This is a genomic window from Lysinibacillus sp. PWR01 (assembly GCF_043359455.1).
Lineage (GTDB): Bacteria > Bacillota > Bacilli > Bacillales_A > Planococcaceae > Lysinibacillus > Lysinibacillus fusiformis_F.
In genome coordinates this window covers 43,604-68,085 of sequence record NZ_JBHERJ010000089.1, presented here as the reverse complement: position 1 = coordinate 68,085, position 24,482 = coordinate 43,604, and the positions used below count along the sequence as shown (strand labels likewise).

Genomic DNA, 24,482 nt, shown 5'->3' with positions numbered 1-24,482 from the left:
GCGCTATCACCCTAAGAGCAATAAAAGTAAACCATCTGTAATCTTAACATATTTATAGGAAATGAGACGCATAAATACATCAAAAAGTTCATTCCAAAGAAAATCTGATGAAAAAAGACCTTAAAATAATCGGTGAGGAATGGCACATCCCCACCGATTCAAGTATTTCTTTATACCATGTCCACAAAGAACTTTTTATACCATACTAGGAATACATAAGCCGTCCAAATATAACGACCACGATTTGCTTTTCCTTCATAGTGCTCATCTAGATAACCAACTAATTGTTTTGTATCAAAGAATTCATTCGCAAAGTCAGTTGTAAACATTTCTTTTACCATGCTGTAATACTTTTCTTCACGTAACCAGTGACGAATCGGCACTGGGAATCCAAGTTTCGGACGCTTTGCCCATTCTTCTGGTAATTCCTGATGTGCAGCTTGACGTAGAACATATTTTGTATCGATATCATTCACACGGTATCTTGATGGAATCTCTTTCGCTAACTCCATTACTTCTTTATCTAAAAATGGTACACGTAATTCAATCGAGTGCGCCATACTCATTTTATCTGCCTTTAATAAAATGTCACCAGGCATCCAAAGATTTAAATCTAGATACTGCATTTTTGTCACATCATCATCGCCAGGTACTTCATCATATATACGTTTTGTAATCGATTTTACAGATGGCGCATTTTTATAAGCTGGCTTCAAAACATTAATGGCATCTACTTCATCCCATACTACCGCTTCCCCAATAAAACGCTCTTCTACTGTTTGAGCACCTTTAATAAGGAAGTTCGTGTATTGATTTTTCGGTAGGGCTTCTGCCATTCCACGTAATGTTTTACGTAGACCTAATGGTAATTTTTCGTATTTTTGCATTCTTCCTGAGTTTTGATACCAAGCATAGCCACCAAAAATTTCATCGGCACCTTCACCTGATAGGACAACCGTTACATCTTTTGAAGCAAGTTCGGATAGGAAGTAAAGTGGCACTGAAGATGGATTGGATTGTGGCTCATCCATATGCCATTGAATTTTAGGAAGAGCTTCAAAACACTCATCCGCAGTAATATATCTACGTTCATTTTGAATATTCAACGTATCTGATAAGTCTTTTGCAAGATTTGTTTCATTGAACATATCTTCATAGTCAGCAAACCCAACTGAGAAGGATTTATCTGGGCGTAATAAAGATGTAATATAACTAGAGTCAATACCACCCGATAAGAATGAACCCACTTTTACATCACTGATTTGATGAGCCTCTACCGATTCTTTAACAGTTGAACGAATTTCCTCGATATATTTTTCAATCGGCGCTTCTTTTGCATGGAATTTTTTATCCCAATATTGCACGATTTGCTTTTGTCCATTTTGAATCAGCATATAGTGAGCTGGTGGTAATTTAAAGACACCTTTAAAGAATGTTTCATCCATAGATGAATATTGGAATGTTAAATAGGGGCGTAGTGCCTGTTTATTTAACTCTTTAATAAATGAAGGGTGTGGTAAAAACGATTTAATCTCAGAGCCAAAAATAAATGTACCGTCTGTTGTATGCTCAGAGTAGTACAATGGTTTGATTCCAAAGCCATCGCGCGCAATGAATTGTAAATCATTCTTTTTATCCCAAATACAGAAAGCAAACATCCCACGCAGTTTCTTCACAAAATCTACGCCATATTCTACATAGCCATAAATAATGACTTCACTATCTGACTGAGTTTTAAACGTATGACCCTTTTCAATAAGATCTGCACGCAGCTCTTGGAAGTTAAAAATTTCACCATTAAATACAAGCACAATATTGCCATCTGCACTATACAATGGTTGATTCGCTACGTCAGATAAGTCAATAATACTTAATCGACGGAAACCTAACGTCACTTTATCGTCACTATGAATACCACCGCTATCTGGTCCACGGTGAATAATTGTATTCATCATATTTTCTATTGTTTGATGATGATCAATCACATTTGTTCCATTAATATAACCTATAAATCCGCACATTCTATTTTTCACCTCATAATTTAGTGCATAACCTTTACCATAATAGCATGAAAAGACATTCATTTCATGCCGACAATGCTAATAAAGGAAAACTTTCATTAATCCAATTGTATAACAAAGAATATTGTGTTTCATTCTACTAGAAATGCCTTTCATCCTGAAAGATGAGATAAAGAATTATAAAACACTTTTCTATTATTTTCAACGTCAAAGAAAGCCCCTCTCTATATAGACTTCATGTATAATAGGAAAGATTCCTAATTTGAACAGAAAGTGAGTTTCTAACTATGTATGATGTAATCGTGATTGGTGGTGGCCCATCTGGTTTAATGGCGGCGATTGCTGCTGGAGAGCGTAAAAAGAAAGTGTTATTGTTAGAAAAAGGCACAAAACTAGGCAAGAAATTGGCCATTTCTGGCGGAGGACGTTGTAATGTGACAAATCGTTTGCCTGTTGAAGAAATCGTGAAGCATATACCCGGTAATGGTCGTTTTCTCTATAGTCCTTTTACCGTTTATAATAATGAAGATATCATCGCATTTTTTGAAGGGCTTGGTGTCGCCCTAAAGGAAGAGGACCATGGCAGAATGTTCCCTGTATCCAATCGCGCCCAAGATGTGGTTGATGCGCTGATTAGACAGCTTCAACGTCTTCATATTGAAGTTCGTTTACACACAGCTGTTAGCAAGCTTCTGATGGACGAAGATAAAACTTTGGGTGTACGTCTTGCAGACGGCTCCGAAGTCCGTAGTCAAGCAGTCGTTGTAGCCGTTGGTGGCAAGGCAGTCCCACAAACTGGTTCAACAGGTGATGGCTATCCTTGGGCTGAGCGTGCCGGTCATACAATCACAACCTTATTCCCAACAGAAGTACCTGTTATTTCAAAAGAGGACTTTATTCAAGACCGTGAACTTCAAGGGCTAGCGTTACGTGATGTTGCTGTCTCTGTGCTAAATAAAAAAGGCAAGACACTCGTCACCCATCAAATGGATATGCTTTTTACCCATTTTGGTTTAAGTGGTCCTGCTATTTTGCGTTGTAGTCAATTCGTTGTGAAAGAATTAATGAAGACTGGCTATGAGCCTGTGACAATGCGTATTCAAACACTGGTTCATTATAATGAAGAAACATGTATGCAATATTTAAATAAATTAATGAAGGAAGATCCGAAAAAGGCTGTGAAAAATGTTTGGAAAGGCATAGCCCCTGAACGATGGCTCTTGTTCTTATGTGAGCGAGCACATATTGATGTTCAATTGACGGGTGCGGAATTATCCCAAGAGAAAATCCGTCAGCTTGCACGTTTATTAGTAAACTTCACATTAACAGTGAGCGGCACACAGTCACTTGACAAAGCATTTGTTACAGGTGGTGGTGTCTCTGTAAAAGAAATCGAGCCCAAAACAATGGCCTCAAAGAAAAAAGAGGGGCTGTTCTTCTGTGGAGAAATTCTTGATATTCATGGCTATACAGGTGGCTATAATATCACTTCAGCCCTCGTAACGGGACGAATTGCAGGAATGCATGCTGCATTATAATAGAAGAAAAAGCGTGTCCGTGGAAAACGGACGCGCTTTTTTAGCTTTCACTAGACATATAAACTTCTTCATATGGCTGGATAATGACAAAGCCCTCACCAGAAAACGCCATTTGGATGGATTCTCCACTGCCTCGACCGATAAATGTACGGAAGCTAATATCAGTTTTAAATTCAGGTGTTAAGTTGCCTGACCATGCGACAGTAGCATGTGGATCGGTATATACTGTTTCACCTGGTTTCACTAATAATGTCAATGGTTCAAAATGTGTAGTGATCGCAACTTTGCCTGTACCTTGTAGCGTTACATTAAATAAACCACCTGACATGATGCCAGCCATTTTCCGCATTAAACGGATATCCCATTCGATGCTAGGCTCAAAGGCAAGTAAATCATTGCCGTTGACACAAATACTGTCGTTTTTCAAATCAAAAACCGTTACTTTTTTTCCTTGGTCCGCTAAATAGAGTCGGCCCTTTCCGCTAGCTTTCATCAATTGCGTACCTTCACCTGTTAAAGCCTTTTTAAACATTTTGCCAAGACCATGTTCCAACACGCGCTCACGTTCAAATTTAATATCACCTGTATAGGAAATCATAGCACCCATTTTTGACCATACTTCACCGTTTAGATTAACCTCTAATACGCGTTCAGTTTCCAATTCAAAATAATCATTCTCATTATCATCCTGCTGTGTTTTATGAACAAATTCATCTAAAGAAAATTTCCCCATGATTGATCCCTCCCTAGTTACTTTATATACGTTAGTCTATGAGAAAAGATTCAAATTTTAACGGATTGTGCATTTCGTTACAAAATTTCTCTTTTAATTACGAAATCACTTTATTTCCAGTAATGTTATTGACATCAGACATGTGCTGTTATACATTAAACAAAGAAATCATAATTGTTATATAACAATCGTTTCAAAAAAATAACTATATAAGTGCCATGTACGAAATGACACCTATATAGTAAATTGAAAGTTCAAATTATTGAGTAGCGGAAACGTCTCCAACATTTTGCGCTGCTTTTAAAGCTGTTTGCTTACGTACATCTGCACGTAACGTTAAGGAAATAATTAACGAAGCTGCGATTAACCCAGCAAATACATAGAATACAGGAATATAGCTTCCATAAGCATTTTTGATTGCGCTTACTAACAATGGTCCGAAAACTCCACCCAATGACCACGTTGTTAATAAATAACCATGAATAACACCAAGTTGCTTTGTTCCAAATAAATCACTTGCAAAAGCAGGTAGATTTGAGAACCCACCACCATAGCAACTAACAACTAAGAAAATAAGTGCTTGGAAAATAATCACGTTAGTTGTATGTGGTAAAACGATAAATGTGATTAGCTGTGCTGTAAAGAAAATAACGAAAACGTTTGAACGACCTATATAATCAGACACAGCAGCCCAAATTAAACGGCCACCACCATTAAATAACCCCATAATTCCTACCATTGCTGCAGCACCTGCAACAGATAGACCGACAATTTCTTGTGCCATTGGTGAAGCAACAGAAATCATCATAATCCCTGCTGTTACATTGACTAAATGCATTGACCAAAGCATCCAGAAATGCTTTGTTTTAACAGCTTCTCGTGCTGACATAACAGCTAAATCTTTCTTCACTACATTCTTGCCATTATTGGCAGCTGCTTTCATATTAGCAGGCATATAACCTGGCTTAGGTGGTGCTATATATGAAGCCCCTAAAATCATTAACGTGAAGTAACTTGCCCCTAGAATAAAGTATGTTGTAGAAATGCCAACTGCCTCCATTAAGTTGGCTGCGACTGGTGCTGTAATAAGTGCACCCGATCCAAAACCAAGTACGGCCATACCTGTTGCTAGTCCACGACGGTCTGGGAACCATTTTACAAGTGTTGATACAGGTGCAATATAGCCAATCCCCATTCCTAATCCACTAAGAACACCATATGTTAACCAGTACATGACAACAGAATCCATTGAAATGGCTACACCAGCACCAGCTTGTCCTGCTCCAAATAAGACAGCTGCTACCATCGCCGATTTACGTGGTCCCATTTTTTCTACTAAACTACCAAATAATGCGGCTGAGAAACCAGCTAACCCCATCATAATGGTAAAGGCAATCGTTACCTTTGTTTCACTCCATCCCATTTCTGTGACAATCGGTAGCTTGTATACACTGTATGCATAGGCTCCACCGATTGAAAGGTGAATAGCGATTGCAGATAATGCAATTAACCATCTATTTTTATTCATAAATTCTCATTTCTCCCCTCATTTGCTACCTGTGAAAATTCTATGAACGTCCATGTTAAACAATTTACCACTTAGAATTATTCAAATGCAAGATGTTTTTCTAAAAAATATTATTTCTCCAAAAAGTTTTTCTCTTTTTTATTATTACGTTCTATCCAGAAAACCTTACAGCCTCTAAGTATAACTACGTTTATCTTACAGAAAACATAACACCTTTTAGCTAATATTACTTTTCCGCTCTATTACACAAACAACATTTAATTATATTGATATAATTAAATTTGTGCATATTTTCACATTCATCAAATGTATACGTCTTATTTTGCCAGCAGGATTATTATGTGTATCTCTCATAAGAAGAAGCACAGTAAATCAATAGTATATAGAAATTTATAGAACAAAAGAGCATTTTACAAATGTAATAGACGAAATTTTTATATTTAGAAATGGTTCGCATTTTTCATAAAAAAATATATTTTTACTTAAATTAATAAAAAAATAAATTTTTTACAATACAGCGGATGCATATTTTATAAAACGCTTTCAATACCTCAAGATTTTTATTATCCAAATATATATTTTTAATACAAAAAATTATAGGTAAAATTCTATTAATTCAGTATCAATTGCTTCTACATGATAGAAATATTCTAAAAGTGGATATTTTTGAAGTAATATTATTTTTTCAGAAAAACAATACATACAGCCTACAAAAAAAACAGCATGTTAGAAATCATTTCTAACATACTGTACAGAAAAGTGCATTTTTTAATTTATTTTTCTTTTCAGCAAAAGCAACATTTTAATTTCTTTATAATAAATACAGAGCAAAATTCCTACTAAAATTAATAAAGAGCCATATATTTGAACACTTGTAGGGAATTGTTTTAAAAATACCGCACTCAATAGCATAGCTATAGCCGGCTCAAAGTTTAACAACAGTGACGCATTCGTCGAGCCGATTTCCTTCATTTTTTGATTCCACATTAAATTACTTACCCCGTGAATAATAATCGCTGATAAAATGAGCAAAAACCAGTAGGGCTTTGCAACTTGCCAATTCGTCTGTGGCAAAATAGTAAAAGAAAATGGTACAAGCACTAGTAAACCAATTAAATTTGTATAAAACGTAATCGACTGGGCTGACATTTTCAAACTAAGATGATTGACAATAATGAGGAACAAAGCAAAGCTTAGCATTGTAATTAAGCTCAGCACCTCACCCTTACCGATGGAAATGGTGATAAGTGCTCCTTTTGTAATGATGAGACCAACACCAACAAATGAAATTATCGCACCTAACCAAAATATGCTGTTACGTGATTCATGATAAATCATTTTATTCAGTAGAGAAGTGACAATCGGTGCACAGGCTAATATTAAAGCCGCAGTGATAGGAGAAGTGTGTTGGAGACTAGCATAAAAGCTATAGTGATTAATGGAAACACCCAGTATTCCTGCAAGGACCAACAACAATAGCTCATTGCGCGTAAATGTTGTTCTGCTAATTGCTTTCCAACTAATCCCCCCTAAAAACAGAACTATGACAATCAATCTAAAGATGGCGACCGTTAAAGGGTCCCAATGTTCAATTAAAATAGAGCCAATAATGAAGTTACTGGCCCAAAAAAATACACAGCTAAATAAAATCATATAGATTGTAAGTTGCTTCATATTTTATCGCACCTGCATATAAAGAGACTTCTATATAAGTTATGGATCAACTAATAAAAATCTACTTCCCTTTCCTTTATTCATCTTTTCTATTAAAACATAAGTATAGCAAACTAGAAATTTTCTAGTTTGCTATGTTATCTAAATAAGGGGGATTTAGATTAATACTTAGTTGATAAACTTACCTTTAGACATAACCACTCGGTTGGATGGTTTACGCGCAATGACTTCAGCGCTTGATACTGCGTCAAAGAATACAAAACTTGCTTCATCTTTCACATTCGGCCAAACCTTCTGACCATTCGCATCCAATGGTGTAACACCATTTGTAATATATTTTAATGTTTGTCGAATCGAACGTTCATCAAGCTTGCGAGAAATGTCTGCAAAAGTAGTCGCTTTTTCTAAAATATCTCCTGAGCCATTGGGACTCCAGGAATCATAAAAGCCATCGCAACCAAAGTGGACATTCACGCCGTGCTCTGTCAGTAATTCAATCGGTGGAATTAATCGTCGCAAATCAAATGGCACAGTTGACATTATTTTTACTTGTTGTTGCGCTAAACGATCTGCAATTTTATGTTGTTCCATGATCGATACATCACCAAGTGAAAAGGCATGACTTATTGCCGTTCTACCCTGATACTTGGCATCCTCCACGATATCAATCCATTTATCGATTGTATAATACCCAACGTGGCCACCATCATGTAGGTGAATATCGACATCTACATTAAATTCCTGTGCGATATCCATCACTTCATATAGAGAAGGCTCAATCGAGTTATCAATGCCAGCTGGATCTAGGCCACCAATCATCGTCGCTCCATTGCGTAAAGCTTCACGCAATAATTTAGGGACATCATCTCTTAATAGGCCGTGCTGTGGAAAGGCAATCACTTCGGATGTCACGACATCTTTATAATCGTCCAATGCTGCTAGTACACCTTCTAAATTTTTTAATCCAATGTATGGATCGATATTAACATGTGTACGAATATGATTTGCACCATTCTTAAGGATTTTTTCAATCATTGCAGCTGCACGTTGTTTACCAGTTGTAGCAAGAACGGATAACTCTTGTGCTTCACGATCAAGTCGTTCCTTTAAATTCTTTACGGGAACACAAGCCTTCCACGGTAAAGATAAGTATGTTTTATCTAAATGATTATGCATTTCCTTAAAGGCAGGTAATAGCAGCTTTCCATTCATATCTGTAACTTCATTTGGTGAATCGATTGCCTGTGTTGCAGGTACAATTTGAGAAATAAAGCCATCTATAATTTCAAGGTGAAAAAGCTCCACTTTCGTACCAACTGTGTCATTTTCCTTTAGATATTCTCCTGTTTCAAGTAGAACATTTGTAAGCCATTGCTTCATCTGAATTCTCCTTTCAACTCTCCTACATCCTGTTGGTGAATCATTTTGCCTTGTGAAATGACCGTAGTAATTGGGCATCTTCTTGCTATCACATGGGCAGTGCTCACGCCATCCACTAACAGCATATTGGCTTTATCACCAACTTGTGGCCAAACACGTTCTCCAGCATCATTCAATGGCGTGATACCACCAGAAGCGTATTTCCAAGCCCGACTTAATGAATATTCATCAATAAAACGGAATCTCTCCGCCATCACATTTAATTTCATAATGGTATTACCCGTACCATATGGTGACCAATGATCTGTTAAACTATCATGCCCCACAGATACCTTTACACCATTGTTATAAAGATAAGGAATTGGTATCGTCGAACGGTTCAAATCTATTGGTACAGTTGTTGTTACATCCATTTGTACCTCAGCCATTGCTTGAACTAAATTTTCTAAGCGTGACTGTTCTAAATCAGCAAGTGCCATCGCATGGCTAATTGTGACTTGTCCTTCTTTTTTTGCCTGTTTCGTTAACGCTATCAGCTTATAAAATTCAAATTCACCTAGTGTGTTAGCAGTGTGAATATGAATATCTATCCCTGCATTATAGTCTTGAGCAATGCCCATTGTTGTTTGCAATGACTTTTCGATATTGCGATCTACAATGGATGGGTCAACGCCCCCAACAAGCGTTGCTCCCATTGCCATTGCCTCACGGATTAGTCCCTCTACATTGGAGCGTAATAAGCCATGCTGTGGAAAGGCCACAATATCATAGGTGATTTGATCTTGATATTTTTCTAAAACATGTTTTGTAATTTCAATATGTCTTGTCCCAATTTGCGGGTCAACATTACAATGTGAACGAATATGTGTGTGTCCTTGTGAAATAAGCCACTTCACCATTTCCTCAGCTCGATAAGCAGCTGTCGGCAATTGCTTTGGTAGTAGCGTTCTTTCTTCTTCAATACGTGTTAAAATCCCTTTAGTAATGGGTCTTGGCGCCTGCCATTCTCCACCAAAATACGTTTTATCGATATGAATATGCATCTCTCGGAATGAAGGGACTAATAGTTGCTGTTGCGCATCTACTACTTCTACATCTCCATCAGCCACTATATTCTTATCCACTTGTTGAACATGCCCATCTTCGATTAGGACATCATAAATACCTGTACGAGTTGCAACAATGTGTTCATTTTCGCGCTCATATGCTTCTTCTAATCTCACATTTTTCAGCAATAGTTTACTCATAGTTTCCTCCCAATTGGTATTTTACATCTATCACCAAATTCGATTATTCTACAATTTCAACGCCACTAATCATCGTGTAGTTAGATGCATCTAACCAGAAACCTTTTACAGCATTGCTATAGACTGCTAAATGCTCATAGTTACGCACTGGGATATACACAGCTTCATCTAACTCGATTTGCATTGCTTTTTTGTAGATTTCATTACGTGCCTCTTGGTTTGCTTCAGAGCGTCCTTGCTCAATTAGTTTGTCAACCTCTGGATTTGAATAGTAGAAATGGTTTCCAGGAGGTCCCATAGAAGCAGTGTGGAATAGATTAAATTGGTTATAATCAGCATCCCCAGTAGCATTACCCCAGCCACTAATAAATATTTGGTGCTGTTCTTTCGTGATTTCAGAAATAAATGCACCATATTCCATTACTTGAATTTCAACATCTAATCCGATTCCTTTTAATTGAGATTGAATCACCTCAGCCATATTGATACGTTCTTTACGGTCACTTGTCAGTAATTTAACTTTTGTTCCTTCTTTCACGCCAGCTTCTTTTAATAATTCTTTTGCCTTCACTACATCATAGTCATATGGTTTCGTTTCACTAGAATAACCAATAATTTTTGGACTCATTGCCGAATTCGCAAGTGTTCCTACATTATCATAAATACCGCTGATAATCGCTTCGCGGTCAACAGCATAGCTAATTGCTTGACGTACTTTTACATCTGATAATAGGGTATCTTTCACATTGAATCCGATAAATTCTACTGCAAGTCCTTCTGCACGGAATAAAGTCATCGTTGAAGAATTTTCAATACGATCAATCTCTGTTACAGGTACTTGTTCAGCAATATGCGCTTCTCCACTTTCAATCATTGCTAGACGCGTAGAATCCTCCGGTACAACTTTAAATGTTACTTTATCTACTTTCGGTACAGTTCCCCAATAATCTTTATTCGAATTTAATGTAATTTCTTGACCTGATTTCCAAGATTCAAATACAAATGGGCCTGTCCCTACTGGATGTGTTGCTAATTCGTCAGCCGCTTCAGCAATAGCTTTCGGACTCATCATACTACCTTCTTGACTTGCTAAAATAGATAGCAGCGGTGCATACGGTTCTTTTAATTTCAATGTAACAATATACGTATCATCTACTACTACTTCACTAATCATTGATAATTTATCACGTTGTGGTGAACCAGTTGCAGGATCTAAAATACGGTCGAATGTAGCTTTAACAGCCTCTGCATTAAAATCTGCACCATCATGGAATTTAATACCTTCATTCAATGTAAATGTCCAAGTGACATCATCTTTTTGCTCCCATTCTTTTGCAAGTAGTGGAACAATTTTACGATCTCTATCAAAAGCAACAAGTGTTTCATATACCTTGCCATGAATAATATTCGCTGATGGAATATCTGTAATGAAATGAGGATCTAGGCTTGTCGCATCTGCTGCTCTTAGAACGACTAATTCTCCTCCTACACTTTTCGATCCCTCTTTGGAACCTTCCGTACTATTATTGCTAGCAGTAGAACATGCTTGCAGAATAAGTACTATCATTAGTGCCATGAATAAAAACAACTTCATTTTCTTCATCAACATTTCCTCCTTGTGTGATTTGTTCCTTACATTTCGAATTATAAAGAAATAAATTTCACTTGTTTTTTAAAATCTTTACGTGTTTTTTAAATTTTCTGACTAATAAGCCATAAAATATTTACATTCTTTACGCTTTTCACTAAATTGAAATCAAATCAAATAGAAAAGGAGTATTCGATATGAATAAAGTAACAACTACTATCGATCATTCTGTTTTAGTGAATGCACGCAAGGCATCTAGAAAAAAGAATCTTGTTTCTTTCCTAAACAAAATTAAGAAAAATAAAGCAGCTGTCGCAGGAGGCATCATCATTCTTCTATATATATTGATGTTTCTTATCGGGCCCATTTTAGCCCCTTATGATCCATACGACGTGCAGTTAGATCAAAAATTACAAGGACCCAGCTTAGATCATCTAATGGGAACAGATGACAAAGGGCGAGATATTTTAAGTCGAATTTTATATGGATCACGTTTATCAATTGGTGTTGGTATTTCAGCTGTTTTATTCGGTGGTACAATCGGCACTTTCTTAGGACTTATTGCTGGCTATTATGGCAAATGGGTTGATTCTATTATTAGTCGAATTTTAGATATCATGCTTGCCTTCCCAGGTATCTTGCTAGCTTTAGCTATTGTTAGTGCATTAGGACCAAGCCTTATCAATGTCACAATTGCTGTTGGTTTTTTCTCTATTCCTATGTTTGCTCGTATTGTACGTGGCTCAACAATGGAAGTTAAAAAATTAGAATATATCGATGCTGTCAAAACACTTGGAGCAAATGATATGACAATTTTAATTAAGCATATTTTTCCAAACATTTTATCACCTATTATTGTACAAGCGTCTATGCGCTTAGCAACGGCTATTTTATCTGCAGCCGGTCTATCATTCTTAGGTTTAGGTGCTCAGCCACCATCTCCTGAATGGGGTGCCATGCTATCTAACGGACGTGATTTCCTATTTACCGCTCCTTATATGGCGCTATTCCCAGGTATTATGATTTCCATACTTGTATTAGGCTTTAACTTATTTGGTGATGGTTTACGCGATGCGCTAGATCCAAGAATGAAAAATTAAAGGAGAGAAGACATATGACATTATTTATCTTAAAACGACTAGCTCAAATTATTCCTGTGACACTTGGTGTAACGCTTGTTGTTTTTCTAATTATGCAGATGATTCCTGGAGACCCAGCGATCATTTTAGCAGGAGAAGGAGCTTCTCAAGAAACGGTTGCAGAATTACGTGAAAATTTAGGGCTCAATAAACCATTAGCCGTTCAATATACAGAGTATATTAAAAATCTTCTACAAGGAGATATGGGTCATTCATTAAAAAATAACCAACCTGTCTTTGGGGAAATTACGTCTCGTTTACCGATTACAATAGAGCTTGCCTTTTATAGTATTTTAATCACCATTGTTTTAGGGCTTATTGCTGGTATTATCTCCGCTATCCGTCCTTATTCGTTTATGGATGTAGGATTAATGGTTGTCGCTTTATTAGGGATCTCCCTTCCAAGTTTCTGGTTAGGTATTTTATTAATGTATGTATTCTCCGTACAGTTACATTGGCTTCCTGTAGCAGGTTGGGATAGTGCCAAGCATATTATTCTTCCTGCTGTCACACTTGGTGCTGGTGGAGCTGCCATCGTAGCACGTATGACTCGCTCTAGTATGCTAGAGGTTGTAAACCAAGACTATATTCGAACAGCGAAAGCAAAAGGCTTAAAAGGGTACATTATCATTTTAAAGCACGCATTACGCAATGCCTTGATTCCAGTTATTACAGTAGTAGGCTTACAATTTGGTAGTTTACTTGGTGGAACAGTTTTAGTTGAATCTGTTTTCGCTGTGAATGGATTAGGACGAATGATTGTAGATGCCATTCGGACACGTGATATACCTGTCGTTCAAGGTGGCGTGCTTGTTGCCTCATTAATATTTGTTTTCATTAATCTTTTTGTAGATATTTTGTACCGAATCTTTAATAAACGAATGGATTTAAACTAAGGAGGGGAAAATCGGATGAAACAAGAAACCGTGTTGGAAGTAAAAAATTTACAAACCTATTTTTATTCGAGTGAAGGTGTTGCCAAAGCTGTGGATGGGGTGTCCTTTACTCTTCAAAAAGGAGAAACACTAGGCATTGTTGGTGAATCTGGTTGTGGGAAATCAATGACTTCCCTGTCATTACTTCGTTTAGTACCATCTCCTCCTGGTAAAATCATCAATGGTGAAATTTTATTAAATAATACGGACATCCTGAAACTATCAGATGAAGAGCTACGTAAAATTCGAGGCAATAAAATATCAATGATTTTCCAAGAGCCTATGACAAGCTTAAATCCTGTATTATCCGTTGGAGAGCAAATTGCTGAATCCATTCGTTTGCACCAAGGCTTGTCACGGAAAGAAGCATGGCAAAAGGCTGTCGATATGATTCGCCTCGTTGGGATTCCTGCACCAGAAAAAAGAGCGAAGCAGGAGCCTTATCAGTTAAGTGGTGGGATGCGACAACGCATAATGATTGCCATGGCACTAGCATGTACACCAGATGTGTTAATTGCTGACGAACCGACGACTGCATTAGATGTAACCATTCAAGCTCAAATTATTGATATTATTCAAAACCTGCAAAAACAATTAGGCATGAGCATTATCTTCATTACCCACGATCTTGGTGTTGTAGCAGAAATCTGCGATAAGATTGCTGTTATGTATGCGGGGCAGGTTGTAGAAGAAAGCTCAACAGAAAGTCTCTTTGAAAAACCGTTACACCCTTATACAAATGGATTAATTCAATCACTACCAAAGCTATATGAGGACCAAGAAGAATTATCTACTATTCATGGGACTGTCCCAAGTCCCTATAATTACCCGATTGGCTGCCGTTATGCAGAACGCTGCCCATTTGCTACGGATTTATGTCGTGAACAACAGCCTGAACTTTTGACTGTTGAGCAAGGCAAAAAGGTAAGATGCTGGATGTACAGTAATGAATGGCAAGGAGAAACACTTATGAAGGAGCTGACAGTATGACAACTACGCAACACACTCAACCACTATTAGAAGTAAATGATTTAAAGCAGCATTTTTTCTTAAAAAAAGAAAAGCTCTTCGGTCCACAGCAAGTTGTAAAAGCTGTGGATGGTGTGTCTTTCGATATTATGCCTGGTGAGACACTCAGCATTGTTGGAGAATCTGGCTGTGGAAAATCAACGACAGGTCGTTCTATTTTAAGATTAGATGAGCCTACTGCTGGAGAGGTATTGTTATTTGGTAAAAATTTAGTGAATATGAACAAAAAAGAGCTTCGTGCTGCGCGCAAGGACATTCAAATAATTTTCCAAGATCCCTATGCGTCCCTTAACCCACGAAGAACGATTCGTAAAATGCTAACAGAAGCCATGTCTATTCAAAAAATTGTACCGCCTGAGCAACAAGAAGCACGCATGATTGAATTAATGTCCCTTGTTGGGTTACGTCCTGAGTATTTAGAGCGTTATCCACATGAATTTTCTGGTGGGCAGCGTCAGCGTATTGGCATTGCAAGAGCCCTTGCTGTTAATCCTAAAATTATTATTTGTGATGAGTCCGTTTCTGCTCTAGATGTTTCCATTCAAGCTCAAATACTCAATTTACTGAAGCAACTACAAAGAGATTTAGATTTAACCTTTTTATTTATCTCACACGATTTAAGTGTTGTTCGACATATCTCAGACCGTATTATGGTGATGTATCTCGGGAAGGTCGTAGAAATTGCTGATAAGCATTCCCTTTTCACACAGCCACATCATCCTTATACCAAAGCACTGTTTTCTTCTATACCAGTTATTGATAAGCAGCATCGTAAGGAGCGTATTATTTTAAAAGGTGACCTACCATCCCCTCTTAATCCTCCTACTGGCTGTAGCTTTCACACACGTTGCCCATTCGCAACAGATAAATGTAAAGCAGAAGTGCCATCATTACGAGAAATCTCTTCAACACATAAGGTAGCTTGCCATTTCGCAGAAAATTTAGTTTAATGTATCATACACTTATAAAATAAACGGAGAGGTCATTATGTTACAACTAGAAACCTTCAACATATATATTCTCCTATGTGTAATTGCTCCAATTATTGGAGCTTTTCTGCTTACTTTTATATTTATTTTCGAAAAACAAATCGATAGCCTTGAGGAGGAAAAAAGAAACTTAGAGCTTGAGCAGGATTTACAAAGAGCGAATATTCTCCAGTTAAATCAGCAAATACAGCCACATTTCTTTTTTAACGCATTAAATTCATTACTTAGCCTAGCCCGCATCAATCGAAAGGAAGATTTGGTTGCGGGCATTGAGGCTTTGGCAACATTCTTTAAATTTAAATACAATAATCATGAGGTTTTAATTGCGTTAAAGAACGAGGTACAATTTGTTGATAGTTATTTAAATATTCAACAGTTACGATTTGGACATCGTTTGACTGTAAATAAATATGTTGATGATGAAGCTCTTTCTGTTCAAATACCTCCATTTATTCTGCAGACCATTATTGAAAATGCATATAAACATAGCTTTGAAAAACATATAGGAGCTGCAGAGCTATCCATTACAATTAAAAAAATGGAGAATGTCTTATTAATAGAAATAAAAAATACACAACCATTAGAAAAAATAGAAATGACTACTGAGCAGGTAGTAGACGAATTGCAGCAAGGTTATGGTCTCGAAAATATTAGAAAACGACTTGAGCTTATTTATGGTCTCGAAAATATTTTATTCTCGATTCAAAACAATGAACAGCATTACACTGTTACCATCCATGTTCCCGCTTAGGCTTTCTATCAATTTGAATAAGAAAGGAGAATCTCACCATGAATATTTTAATCGCAGATGATGAGCCATTAGAGCTTGAGCAAATGATTTATTTATTAAAGCCACATTTTCCGAATTGGACATTCCATACTGCTCAAGATGCCTCACAGGCCCTGCAATTAGCTAAAAAGCACCGTATGACTATCGCCTTTTTGGATATTCAAATGCCTGGGAAAGATGGAATCACGTTGAGCAAGGAATTAAAAGCGCTTTATGAGGTAGATATCATTATGGTAACCGCTTATCAGACCTTTGAATATGCCCAAAAAGCATTGCGTATTGGGGTAAAAGATTATCTTACAAAACCTGTCATTGCAAGTGAATTAGATGCAATCGTGGAGAAATATAAAGTATGGAGTTCTAACCATGATGCGATTCAAAGCGCGCTTTCCTATATCCATGAAAACTATCATGAAAAACTGAGTCTAAATATCATTGCTGAAAAAATTCATTTGAATCCAAGCTATTTAAGTCGTAAATTTTTGGAGGAGCAGTCTATCGGAATTAATGAGTATATTAATAATTATCGCCTAGAAATGGCCGTAAAGAAAATCAATGAAAATCTGGATGCAAGTATGTCTGCGATTGCTGAGAGCTGTGGTTTTAATAGTCAACACTATTTTAGTGTAGCGTTTAAGAAAAAATATAATCAATCACCGCGACAATATAAATCCTCTAAAATGAGTAAAGGGATTTGATTGTATGCTAAGGAAATTTTCATTGCTCGTACCATTTGCAAGTTTAAGCACAGCAGCAGGTGTCATTATTCTTTTAGCCAGATGGATTAATGGTAACTTATTATTGTCTTCTCCTTCAGCCCTTATTTCTTTTGGTTTTATGGCAGGTATTTGTTATACATTAGCAACAGCTATTTCATTTATCGTACTTGGCTCATTGTTGAATAAGAGTGATTATACGCAACACCAGCATACCCAAAGTTTTTTGCTCTTTACCATACAGCGAAAATTATCTGGTATGAATTTAAAGGTTATACGGCTATTTTACCTGCTGACAGGTATTGAAATTTGGCTCATTCAATTAATAAGTATTAGTGTATTGTCTGAAATTATGTTAAATATCCCAGTACCTATTACCCTTTTCTTCTTTTTAATTGGTATGTTACTTCTTGATCGCATCATGTCTGTGAAAAGTATACTATGGCTGGAAATTTTATTTATTATTGCTCTTTTTTCGTTACTTATTTTTATCCCCATTTATTACTTTGTACAAAATGGAGCAAGCACCGTATATGAGGGGATTCGCTTATACCACCCTTATTTATTTTATTTTAAAAATAGCGAAATCCTGCTGTTCTATGTCATTATTCAACTAGCCGTTTTAGGACAAGTATTTTTTGATAAATCAACATGGTATTTAATTGCATTTATTAAGCCCAAAAAAGTACGACGTAGCCTGTTTTCCTCAGGTGTGATTTTAGCGTTATTAACACTATCATTTACTGCGATTTTAATGATTGCCTTATATAGCGGATCCTTTGGCCAGTTTCAAGTGCTGATTTTTACGTTTTTATATGAAGTGCAACCAGGCTTTCTTACATTTGCTTTTCTCGTCATTGTCCTATTAGCCATTATCACAACCTTGCTTGTAGACATGCGGGCAACGAAACGTTTTTTTGTAAAGAAAAGACCCTATTATTTCTATTTGATTGGCCTTATGGTGATTTTATTTACCTGCTTCTTATCTATAGATCTAACAATTTTAGGTGTTATTTATTCTTTTGCCTTCCTGCACATTACCTTGCTACCGTTTATGTTAATCCTTTTATTTACGAATCGCCGTATTCATAATCATAGTTGGCTTGTCATCCTGCTATCCATCATCATTGGAATTGGCGTAGGTATAAGTTTCAATGCGCTATACGGTTTAGCTGCCAGCTTTATGATCTCGAGTATTTATCAATTAATGCTTCAGACTGAAACTATAGAAAAAAATGCCTGAACTCGAGATTATTCGGGTTCAGGCTTATTCGTTTATTTAACTGCTATAATAAATGAATAGGATTAGGAATAGCACTCCGATAAAGGCTGAACTAATGGAAAGATAATGTCTTTTTTCCTCTCGACCGTAGTAATAGTCGATAAAAATAGAGCTGAAAAGGATAACAGCTAAATATCCTCCGATGATAACAGTAAATAAAATCCATCCTTTTAACATAAGTAGCGGAAGCATAATGATATTCAAAATTTTAATAGCCCAAACAGCACGTCGATGTCCTCTATTGACGTAGTCCTTTGGTATATTAAACTTTTTCCTCATTAGTTTATCGACAAGTAGTTGGCTAGCTAAGAGAATAACTAGCATAACGATTAAACCTGTCATGCCAAATTTAGCCTCATCTTTGAGAGCAAGATCTAAATAAGCCTTTGCCAAATCTCTATTATCTACTTTATAAAATGAATGGTTATCATAATCAACAATTCCGATATCCTCCTCGTTTATGAACATCTTCAGCTTAATAACCTGCCCTTTTTCAAATTCTACCCAGACATCACGTTGTAATCTAAAAAAAGTGCGCTCATTCGTTTGTGTCACTGTAGCTTGCTGTAATAGTTGTTGTAACAGCGCTTTTTCTGAACTTTGCTCCATCACCTGTTGACCAATGACCCACCCAGGTCTTCCAGCCTTAAAGATTTCCTCATCCGAATTGAAAATCATTGTATATTTTTTTATGGTCTCCTGCTGTGCTAATTGAACAATTGAAGCATGTTTCGTTTGCTCCATCTGCCCTAACGGACCCATTTCTATTAACAATAGAAGCATGACAATCGTGCCTATGATGATCAATGGATAAGACCAGCGTCTTGTCTTTTTTGTTTGCCGCACTTGCCGTAAAATATCCTCCTGTAAGGACTTCGTAAATCGTGGTGCTTCGCCAAGTTCTTGATCCAACTTCTCTTTAAAAGCTGTCATCCACTAACACCTCCCACTCACTATTCGCTAATCGTTCCTGTAACATTTTCCTTGCCCGATGCAATCTGGTTTTAACCGTATTTTCTGCACATGGAAGAATATCTGCAATTTCTTTAACCTTCAATTCCTGATAATAATAAAGAATGACGACTTCTCTATAAGTAATAGGTAGCTCAAATAACGCTTTCGTTATGGTTGCCCGCTCATCCTGGGCTAGTAACATCGTTTCTGGTGTTTGTTTACTTGCACCAATATGTAATTTTTCCAACAGTAGATGGCGTTTATTTTTCCAACTTCGCAGATAATCATGACTTTTATGTACCGTGATTTTAACTAAATAGGTCTTTAGGGATGCTCTTTGTTCAAAGCGATCCTGTTGCCGATAATAAGAAAAAAAGACATCCTGGACTATTTCTTCAGCTATCGCCCAGTCCTTTACATAAAGATAAGCCACTCGTAAGCAATATTCTCCGTGTTCTTCCATAATGGCCGCTAAATGCTCACTCACCCAAACACCTCCTATTCACATTATAGTCGTAACCCAATCTTAGTTGGTTTCAAAAAAAACCAAAAAGTTTCATCAACACGATGGTCATAAAATGAAAAAATCTTCACACAATAAAAGGGTATTTTATTTTGAATTATTCTGGCAACCATAAATATGGATAGTCACTATCAAAGATAGAACGAACATTTTTTACATTGAATTTATTCGTATGCCATGTCGCATACTTTTTTTCTATTATCTATTGAATAACTAGCGAAAAAACTGTTATAGTGAGATTGTTTGTCTGACGTCTGACTAATTAAGATCTTTAGCTGTTCTTCTGAAATTGGAACATCAGGACAAAATATCACAGATACTTATGGAGGAACTTATGAGATACTTAATATCCCTTTGTGGATTGTTACTTGTTTTTGCCTTAGCTTTATTAATGAGTAAAAACAAAAAAGAAATAAAATATAAATATATAGTGATTATGTTGATCATCCAATTTTTATTGGCAGCTTTACTACTCAATACAACAGTTGGTTATGTTCTAATCAAAGGAATCACCAAAGTATTCGATCACTTATTGTCTTATGCAAATGCGGGTATATCCTTTGTGTTTGGTGGCCTAGCAAATGAAGGAGAATCTCCCTTCTTTTTAGCTGTTTTATTACCAATCGTCTTTATATCCGTCCTGATTGGGATCTTGCAACATTTCAAAATTCTTCCTTTCCTAATGAAATGGGTAGGATTATTTTTAAGCAAGGTAAGTGGCATGGGGAAATTGGAATCCTATAATGCTGTTGCTTCTGCTATGGTAGGCCAATCTGAAGTGTTCATTACTGTAAAAAAACAATTAGATAAAATTGCACCACAACGTATGTATACACTATGTGCTTCTGCTATGTCGACTGTGTCGATGTCAGTTGTTGGAGCTTATATGACGATGATTGAGCCAAAGTATGTCGTTACAGCCATTGTGTTAAACCTGTTTGGTGGTTTTATCATTGTTTCCATCATTAATCCCTGTACTGTTGATGAAAAAGAAGATATCTTAACAATTGAAGATGAGCATAAGCAAGCGTTCTTTCAAATGATTGGTGAATATATTATGGATGGCTTCAAAGTAGCCATCATTGTTGGTGCTATGCTGATTGGTTTCGTAGCATTAATGGATTTAATCAATTCACTATTCGATATGATAATTGGTATATCGTTCCAAGAAATATTAGGCTATATCTTTGCACCAGTCGCTTTCCTAATGGGTATCCCATGGGCAGATGCTGTTGCTGCTGGCGGTATTATGGCAACCAAATTAGTGACAAACGAATTTGTTGCTATGATCAACCTTGGTGACGTTGCTGAGTCCATGAGTGAACGTACACTAGGCATTATTTCTGTCTTCCTCGTATCCTTTGCCAACTTTTCATCAATTGGTATTATTTCAGGAGCTGTAAAAGGTTTGAATGAAAGGCAAGGAAATGTGGTTGCTCGGTTTGGTTTAAAATTATTGTACGGCGCTACACTTGTAAGTATCCTAACAGCTATTATTGTTGGATTGATTATTTAAATTGAATAAGGAACTATTATTTGAACTGCACTCAGATAGCTGGGTGTAGTTTTTTCCTCATTTATCGCTATAAGGTTACTCCGAATTAAAAAATGTACATCACTAAAATTGAATTTAGTAATGTACATTTTTAATTTATATTTCTTTATTTCACGACAATATTGACAAGTTTGCCTGGAATAACGATGATTTTCACTAAGTTCTTTCCTGCCATGTATTCTTGAACTTTTTCATCAGCAAGCGCTACTTTTTCGATATCCTCTTTTGACGCTTCTTTCGCTACAACAATTTTCGCACGTACTTTACCAGCCACTTGCACGGCAATTTCCACTTCATCATCTACAAGTTTCGTTTCATCATAGGTTGGCCATTGCTCGTATGAAAGTGTTGATTTATGCCCTAATAGTTGCCATAGTTCTTCTGCAATATGCGGAGCGATTGGTGCTATCATTTTAACAAAGCCTTCAGCATAAGCCGTTGGAATCACATCTGCTTTATAGCAATCATTGATAAAGACCATCATTTGTGAAATAGCTGTGTTAAAGCGGATGCCTTCATAATCCTCTGTCACTTTTTTCACTGTTTGGTGGTATGCTTTTTCAAGTGATTGATCGTTAGACACTTGGATTTTTGCTGACATTGCGCCATCTTCTTCATTGACAAATAGACGCCAGATACGGTCTAAGAAGCGGCGTGCTCCATCTAAACCATTTGTAGACCATGCAACAGATGCCTCAAGTGGTCCCATGAACATTTCATATAAACGTAATGTATCAGCACCATGTGACGTAATGATTTCATCTGGGTTGACGACATTGCCTTTCGATTTAGACATTTTCTCGTTACCTTCACCTAGAATCATTCCTTGGTTAAATAATTTTTGGAATGGCTCTTTCGTATGAACAACGCCTAAATCATACAGAACTTTATGCCAGAAGCGAGCGTAAAGTAAATGCAATACGGCATGCTCCGCGCCACCAATATAAATATCAACTGGTAACCATCGTTTTAGTAACGCTGGATCTGCAATGGCTTCTGTATTTGTAGGATCGATATAGCGTAAGAAGTACCAGCTAGAACCTGCCCACTGTGGCATTGTATTTGTTTCACGACGTCCTTTTTTGCCTGTTTCTGGATCGACAACATTCACCCATTCAGCAATATTAGCTAGTGGTGATTCACCAGTACCCGATGGACGAATATTATCTGTTTTTGGCAGCATTAATGGTAATTCTGATTCTGGAACTGGCGTAATCGTGCCATCTTCCCAATGAATCATTGGAATTGGTTCACCCCAATAACGCTGACGAGAGAATAACCAGTCACGTAGACGATAAGAAGTTTTCTTCTCTCCTACACCTTTTTCCTCTAACCATTCAATGGCTTTTGCAATGCCATCTGTTTTATTTAAGCCATTAAGGAATTCAGAGTTAATATGTTGACCATCACCTGTAAACGCTTCTTTACTAATGTCTCCACCTTCAAGTACAGGAACGATGTCTAAGCCAAATTCAGTCGCAAATTCATAGTCACGCTCGTCATGTGCTGGCACCGCCATAATAGCACCTGTACCATAAGACACTAACACATAGTCAGCAATCCAAATCGGCACTTTTTTACCGTTAATCGGATTCACTGCATAAGCACCTGTAAATACGCCTGTTTTTTCTTTCGCTAAATCTGTACGCTCTAGGTCAGATTTCATTTTAACTTTCTCTAAATAAGTCTCAACAGTTTGGCGTTGGTCAGCTGTTGTAATTTGTTCCACTAATTTATGCTCTGGTGCAAGCACACAGTATGTAGCACCAAATAATGTATCAGGGCGTGTTGTGAAAACGGTGAAGTTTTGATCTGAACCGTCAATGGTAAATGTCACTTCTGCCCCTTCTGAACGGCCAATCCAATTGCGCTGCATATCTTTAATAGACTCAGGCCAATCAACTTCTTCTAGGTCATCGATTAAACGATCAGCATAGGCTGTAATTTTAAGCATCCATTGCTTCATTGGTCGGCGTTCTACTGGATGACCACCACGCTCTGATTTCCCATCAATCACTTCTTCGTTAGCTAATACCGTGCCGAGTGCTGGACACCAGTTAACAGCCACTTCATCCACATAAGCTAAACCTTTCTTATAAAGCTGGATAAAAATCCATTGTGTCCATTTATAATACTCTGGATCAGTCGTGTTAATTTCACGATCCCAATCATAGCTGAAGCCTAGCTCTTGAATTTGACGTTTAAATGTCGCAATATTTTTAGCTGTAAATTCAGCTGGATCATTCCCTGTATCAAGCGCATATTGCTCAGCCGGTAAACCGAAAGCATCCCAGCCCATTGGATGTAGTACATTGTAGCCTTGCATACGTTTAAAGCGCGATAGAATATCAGTTGCCGTATACCCTTCTGGATGGCCTACATGGAGTCCTGCGCCAGACGGATATGGGAACATATCTAATGCGTAAAATTTAGGCTTCTCTATTTCATTTTCAGTTTTGAATGTTTTGTTATCAGCCCAATATTGCTGCCACTTTTTTTCAATTTGTTCATGATTAAAACTCATTCTTTTTCCTCCTTCGATTGATCATGCTGCTCTCCATCATAATTGACAAAATATTTAAAAAATAAAAAAACTCGCCCCATTCTTAAAGAAGGGACGAGAGAATTTGTACTCCCGCGGTACCACCCAGATTAGTGATTACACTCGGCTCAAGCTTCCTTAACGCGGAAGAAACGACACACGCTGTTTCACGCGGGCAGACTCAGAAGGCGAGTTCAACTTGCTTTCTTACTAGCTCCCACCAACCGCTAGCTCTCTAAAAAGAACCACAAATCTACTATTCCTCATCACAGTCTTTACATGATATTGCATTTATTCTAATGGAAAGTATTGAAAAGCA

The 24,482-nt window shown here is 37.0% G+C and carries 19 protein-coding genes and 1 other annotated feature; of the genes, 9 read left to right on the top strand and 10 right to left on the bottom strand.

Going from position 1 to position 24,482, the window contains the following annotated elements:
- Positions 1–170: 170 nt before the first annotated feature.
- A complete protein-coding gene (asnB, locus tag ACEVFT_RS20580) occupies positions 171–2,021 on the bottom strand; it encodes an asparagine synthase (glutamine-hydrolyzing) (protein WP_205445051.1) in 1,851 nt (616 codons plus the stop codon).
- Between the two features lie 287 nt (positions 2,022–2,308).
- On the opposite strand from asnB, the gene ACEVFT_RS20575 reads away from it, so the two are divergent.
- Positions 2,309–3,559 (top strand): BaiN/RdsA family NAD(P)/FAD-dependent oxidoreductase, encoded by a 1,251-nt coding sequence (locus ACEVFT_RS20575; RefSeq protein WP_393951172.1) that lies wholly within the window; start codon positions 2,309–2,311, stop codon positions 3,557–3,559.
- A gap of 40 nt (positions 3,560–3,599) precedes the next feature.
- On the opposite strand, the gene ACEVFT_RS20570 is transcribed toward ACEVFT_RS20575, so the two are convergent.
- The 6 genes from ACEVFT_RS20570 to ACEVFT_RS20545 all read right to left on the bottom strand — a co-directional run bounded on the left by ACEVFT_RS20570 (position 3,600) and on the right by ACEVFT_RS20545 (position 11,724).
- Positions 3,600–4,292, bottom strand: coding sequence for an AIM24 family protein (locus tag ACEVFT_RS20570; protein ID WP_342441319.1), 693 nt, complete (start codon positions 4,290–4,292; stop codon positions 3,600–3,602).
- Positions 4,293–4,551: 259 nt separating this feature from the next.
- Complete coding sequence (locus ACEVFT_RS20565; RefSeq protein ID WP_393951171.1) at positions 4,552–5,820, bottom strand: L-lactate MFS transporter; 1,269 nt, start codon at positions 5,818–5,820, stop codon at positions 4,552–4,554.
- A 768-nt stretch (positions 5,821–6,588) separates the two neighbouring features.
- On the bottom strand, positions 6,589–7,494 hold the full coding sequence (locus ACEVFT_RS20560) for a DMT family transporter (protein ID WP_393951170.1): 906 nt from the start codon (positions 7,492–7,494) through the stop codon (positions 6,589–6,591).
- A gap of 168 nt (positions 7,495–7,662) precedes the next feature.
- Entirely contained in the window at positions 7,663–8,874 is a 1,212-nt protein-coding gene (locus tag ACEVFT_RS20555; protein ID WP_393951169.1) for an amidohydrolase, read from the bottom strand.
- The gene (locus ACEVFT_RS20550) at positions 8,871–10,121 is read right to left on the bottom strand and encodes an amidohydrolase family protein (RefSeq protein ID WP_393951168.1); all 1,251 of its coding nucleotides are present in this window, start codon (positions 10,119–10,121) and stop codon (positions 8,871–8,873) included. The genes ACEVFT_RS20555 and ACEVFT_RS20550 overlap by 4 nt, the downstream gene beginning before the upstream one ends.
- Positions 10,122–10,164: 43 nt before the next feature.
- Positions 10,165–11,724, bottom strand: a complete 1,560-nt coding sequence (locus tag ACEVFT_RS20545) for a glutathione ABC transporter substrate-binding protein (protein ID WP_205445072.1) — start codon at positions 11,722–11,724, stop codon at positions 10,165–10,167.
- 182 nt (positions 11,725–11,906) lie between these two features.
- Here ACEVFT_RS20545 and ACEVFT_RS20540 point away from each other — a divergent pair, with 182 nt between their 5' ends.
- The 7 genes from ACEVFT_RS20540 to ACEVFT_RS20510 are packed head-to-tail and all read left to right on the top strand — an operon-like array spanning position 11,907 to position 18,550.
- The gene (locus ACEVFT_RS20540) at positions 11,907–12,809 is read left to right on the top strand and encodes an ABC transporter permease (protein WP_393951167.1); all 903 of its coding nucleotides are present in this window, start codon (positions 11,907–11,909) and stop codon (positions 12,807–12,809) included.
- A gap of 14 nt (positions 12,810–12,823) precedes the next feature.
- The gene (locus ACEVFT_RS20535) at positions 12,824–13,744 is read left to right on the top strand and encodes an ABC transporter permease (RefSeq protein WP_205445076.1); all 921 of its coding nucleotides are present in this window, start codon (positions 12,824–12,826) and stop codon (positions 13,742–13,744) included.
- Between the two features lie 15 nt (positions 13,745–13,759).
- Positions 13,760–14,773 carry an ABC transporter ATP-binding protein gene (locus ACEVFT_RS20530; RefSeq protein WP_342441323.1) on the top strand — a complete coding sequence of 338 codons (1,014 nt, stop codon included), beginning with the start codon at positions 13,760–13,762 and terminating at the stop codon, positions 14,771–14,773.
- Positions 14,770–15,762 carry an ABC transporter ATP-binding protein gene (locus ACEVFT_RS20525; protein ID WP_393951166.1) on the top strand — a complete coding sequence of 331 codons (993 nt, stop codon included), beginning with the start codon at positions 14,770–14,772 and terminating at the stop codon, positions 15,760–15,762. Before ACEVFT_RS20530 ends, ACEVFT_RS20525 begins: the two co-directional genes overlap by 4 nt.
- A gap of 37 nt (positions 15,763–15,799) precedes the next feature.
- Positions 15,800–16,552 carry a sensor histidine kinase gene (locus ACEVFT_RS20520; protein ID WP_393951165.1) on the top strand — a complete coding sequence of 251 codons (753 nt, stop codon included), beginning with the start codon at positions 15,800–15,802 and terminating at the stop codon, positions 16,550–16,552.
- 38 nt (positions 16,553–16,590) lie between these two features.
- Positions 16,591–17,289: a response regulator transcription factor gene (locus ACEVFT_RS20515; protein WP_393951164.1), complete on the top strand. Its 699-nt coding sequence runs from the start codon at positions 16,591–16,593 to the stop codon at positions 17,287–17,289.
- 4 nt (positions 17,290–17,293) lie between these two features.
- The gene (locus ACEVFT_RS20510) at positions 17,294–18,550 is read left to right on the top strand and encodes a permease (RefSeq protein WP_393951163.1); all 1,257 of its coding nucleotides are present in this window, start codon (positions 17,294–17,296) and stop codon (positions 18,548–18,550) included.
- A gap of 36 nt (positions 18,551–18,586) precedes the next feature.
- On the opposite strand, the gene ACEVFT_RS20505 is transcribed toward ACEVFT_RS20510, so the two are convergent.
- Positions 18,587–19,522 (bottom strand): DUF4181 domain-containing protein, encoded by a 936-nt coding sequence (locus ACEVFT_RS20505; protein ID WP_393951162.1) that lies wholly within the window; start codon positions 19,520–19,522, stop codon positions 18,587–18,589.
- Positions 19,509–20,030, bottom strand: a complete 522-nt coding sequence (locus ACEVFT_RS20500) for a sigma-70 family RNA polymerase sigma factor (protein WP_342533217.1) — start codon at positions 20,028–20,030, stop codon at positions 19,509–19,511. The genes ACEVFT_RS20505 and ACEVFT_RS20500 overlap by 14 nt, the downstream gene beginning before the upstream one ends.
- 370 nt (positions 20,031–20,400) lie before the next feature.
- Here ACEVFT_RS20500 and ACEVFT_RS20495 point away from each other — a divergent pair, with 370 nt between their 5' ends.
- Positions 20,401–21,582, top strand: a complete 1,182-nt coding sequence (locus tag ACEVFT_RS20495; protein WP_393951161.1) for a NupC/NupG family nucleoside CNT transporter — start codon at positions 20,401–20,403, stop codon at positions 21,580–21,582.
- Positions 21,583–21,727: 145 nt separating this feature from the next.
- On the opposite strand, the gene leuS is transcribed toward ACEVFT_RS20495, so the two are convergent.
- Entirely contained in the window at positions 21,728–24,145 is a 2,418-nt protein-coding gene (leuS, locus tag ACEVFT_RS20490) for a leucine--tRNA ligase (RefSeq protein ID WP_393951160.1), read from the bottom strand.
- An 86-nt stretch (positions 24,146–24,231) separates the two neighbouring features.
- Positions 24,232–24,442: a binding site (T-box leader), on the bottom strand.
- Between the last annotated feature and the right edge of the window lie 40 nt (positions 24,443–24,482).

Excerpts from the sequence above, each read along its gene's own strand:
- asnB (WP_205445051.1), bottom strand. The coding sequence starts at position 2,021 with ATGTGCGGATTTATAGGTTATATTAATGGAACAAATGTGATTGATCAT.
- ACEVFT_RS20575 (WP_393951172.1), top strand. The coding sequence starts at position 2,309 with ATGTATGATGTAATCGTGATTGGTGGTGGCCCATCTGGTTTAATGGCG.
- ACEVFT_RS20570 (WP_342441319.1), bottom strand. The coding sequence starts at position 4,292 with ATGGGGAAATTTTCTTTAGATGAATTTGTTCATAAAACACAGCAGGAT.
- ACEVFT_RS20565 (WP_393951171.1), bottom strand. The coding sequence starts at position 5,820 with ATGAATAAAAATAGATGGTTAATTGCATTATCTGCAATCGCTATTCAC.
- ACEVFT_RS20560 (WP_393951170.1), bottom strand. The coding sequence starts at position 7,494 with ATGAAGCAACTTACAATCTATATGATTTTATTTAGCTGTGTATTTTTT.
- ACEVFT_RS20555 (WP_393951169.1), bottom strand. The coding sequence starts at position 8,874 with ATGAAGCAATGGCTTACAAATGTTCTACTTGAAACAGGAGAATATCTA.
- ACEVFT_RS20550 (WP_393951168.1), bottom strand. The coding sequence starts at position 10,121 with ATGAGTAAACTATTGCTGAAAAATGTGAGATTAGAAGAAGCATATGAG.
- ACEVFT_RS20545 (WP_205445072.1), bottom strand. The coding sequence starts at position 11,724 with ATGAAGAAAATGAAGTTGTTTTTATTCATGGCACTAATGATAGTACTT.
- ACEVFT_RS20540 (WP_393951167.1), top strand. The coding sequence starts at position 11,907 with ATGAATAAAGTAACAACTACTATCGATCATTCTGTTTTAGTGAATGCA.
- ACEVFT_RS20535 (WP_205445076.1), top strand. The coding sequence starts at position 12,824 with ATGACATTATTTATCTTAAAACGACTAGCTCAAATTATTCCTGTGACA.
- ACEVFT_RS20530 (WP_342441323.1), top strand. The coding sequence starts at position 13,760 with ATGAAACAAGAAACCGTGTTGGAAGTAAAAAATTTACAAACCTATTTT.
- ACEVFT_RS20525 (WP_393951166.1), top strand. The coding sequence starts at position 14,770 with ATGACAACTACGCAACACACTCAACCACTATTAGAAGTAAATGATTTA.
- ACEVFT_RS20520 (WP_393951165.1), top strand. The coding sequence starts at position 15,800 with ATGTTACAACTAGAAACCTTCAACATATATATTCTCCTATGTGTAATT.
- ACEVFT_RS20515 (WP_393951164.1), top strand. The coding sequence starts at position 16,591 with ATGAATATTTTAATCGCAGATGATGAGCCATTAGAGCTTGAGCAAATG.
- ACEVFT_RS20510 (WP_393951163.1), top strand. The coding sequence starts at position 17,294 with ATGCTAAGGAAATTTTCATTGCTCGTACCATTTGCAAGTTTAAGCACA.
- ACEVFT_RS20505 (WP_393951162.1), bottom strand. The coding sequence starts at position 19,522 with ATGACAGCTTTTAAAGAGAAGTTGGATCAAGAACTTGGCGAAGCACCA.
- ACEVFT_RS20495 (WP_393951161.1), top strand. The coding sequence starts at position 20,401 with ATGAGATACTTAATATCCCTTTGTGGATTGTTACTTGTTTTTGCCTTA.
- leuS (WP_393951160.1), bottom strand. The coding sequence starts at position 24,145 with ATGAGTTTTAATCATGAACAAATTGAAAAAAAGTGGCAGCAATATTGG.